This is a genomic window from Mesorhizobium sp. M4A.F.Ca.ET.020.02.1.1, from assembly GCF_004022645.1.
Lineage (GTDB): Bacteria > Pseudomonadota > Alphaproteobacteria > Rhizobiales > Rhizobiaceae > Mesorhizobium.
The window spans coordinates 1-1681 of the sequence record NZ_RZOI01001010.1; the positions used below are offsets into that span (position 1 = coordinate 1).

A 1681-nucleotide genomic window follows, 5' to 3' on the forward strand; every position below is an offset into this window, starting at 1 on the left:
GAGCACGACATCGCCGGCGGCGCCGGCGCAGGCGTCGCAACCGCGCTGGTACGCTCGGGGATATTGGCCGACGTCGACGACCTCAGCGCGCTTTTCGACCGCCAAGGCGCGTACCCCGACTATACGCTGGACGCGTTCCACTGGCGCTGATCGGCCGGCTCACCCGATCCGGTTTCCATCTTTTGGATCGAACAGATGCAGCGCCGCCGGATCGGCCGACAGCCGCACAATGTCGCCCGGCCTAACGTTGCTGCGCCCCATGACGAAGACGCAGACCTGCTGGTTGGCGAGCCTGACATAGAACTGCGTCGACAGGCCAAGCGGCTCGACCACCTCGACCTCCGCCTTGAGCGCGCCATCGTCGACCAGCCTGATGTGTTCCGGGCGCAGCCCGATGGTGAGCGCATCGCTATCCTCCAGAGGCAGCCCGTCCGGCAGCCTGAGCTTCTGGCCGTCGGCGAGCACGGCATCGAGCTTGCCGGCCTTGGCGACCTTCGCCGGCAAGAAATTCATGCCGGGCGAGCCGATGAAGCCGGCAACGAAGGTGTTGACCGGCCGGTCGTACAGCTCCAGCGGGTGGCCGACCTGCTGCACATAGCCGTCATGCATGACGACGATGCGGTCTGCCATGGTCATCGCCTCGACCTGGTCGTGCGTGACATAGACCGAGGTGGTCTTGAGCTGCTGGTGCAGCGCCTTGATCTCGGCGCGCATGTGGACGCGCAATTTGGCGTCGAGGTTCGACAGCGGCTCGTCGAACAGGAAGACCTTCGGGTCGCGCACGATGGCGCGGCCCATGGCGACGCGCTGGCGCTGGCCGCCAGAGAGCTGGCGCGGCAGGCGGCCGAGGAAACTGTCGAGGCCGAGGCGCTTGGCGGCCGCGCCCACCCTGCCGTCGATCGTCGCCTTTTCGGCCTTCTTCAACAACAGGCTGAAGCCCATGTTCGACGAGACATCCATATGCGGGTAGAGCGCGTAGGACTGGAACACCATGGCGATGTCGCGGTCCTTTGGCGCGACATCGTTGACCAGCCGCTCGCCAATGCGGATCTCGCCACCAGAGACTTCCTCCAGCCCGGCGATCATGCGCAGCAAGGTCGACTTGCCGCAGCCGGACGGGCCGACCAACACGACGAATTCGCCATCGGCGATCTCGAGATCGACGCCGTGCAGGATGCGTAGCGAGCCATAGTCCTTCTCGACATGTTGCAGCGTGACGGAAGCCATTGATTACCCTTTGACCGCGCCGGCGGTGAGGCCGGTGACGAGATAGCGTTGCAGGAAGGCGAAGAAGATGCAGACCGGGATCAGCGCCAGCACCGAGGCCGCCATCATCTGCCCCCAGTCGACGGCGAACTTGCCGATGAAGGTGAGCAGGCCGACGGCGAAGGTCTTCTGGTCGTCGCTGGAGATCAGCATCAGCGCGAATAGCAATTCGCTCCAGGCGGCGGTGAAGACGAAACCGAGGGTGGCGCCCATGCCGGGCAACGTCAGCGGCACGATCACCCTGCGCATCGCCTGAGCGCGCGTGCAGCCGTCGATCATCGCCGCTTCTTCCAGATCCTTCGGGATGCCGTCGAAGAAGGACTGCATGAGGAAGGTGGCGAAGGCAGTGTTGAAGGCGGTGTAGATGATGATCAGCCCGGTCAGGCTGTTGGTCAGGCCTAGATCGCCCATGATG

General features: G+C 64.7%; 2 protein-coding genes. Both read right to left on the bottom strand.

Annotated elements, in window-relative coordinates:
- Positions 1-159 precede the first annotated feature (159 nt).
- Positions 160-1227, bottom strand: coding sequence for a sn-glycerol-3-phosphate ABC transporter ATP-binding protein UgpC (gene ugpC / locus EN742_RS34235; protein ID WP_126056876.1), 1068 nt, complete (start codon positions 1225-1227; stop codon positions 160-162).
- Between the two features lie 3 nt (positions 1228-1230).
- On the bottom strand, positions 1231-1681 hold a 451-nt coding region (locus EN742_RS34240), incomplete at its 5' end, for a carbohydrate ABC transporter permease (RefSeq protein ID WP_148670495.1).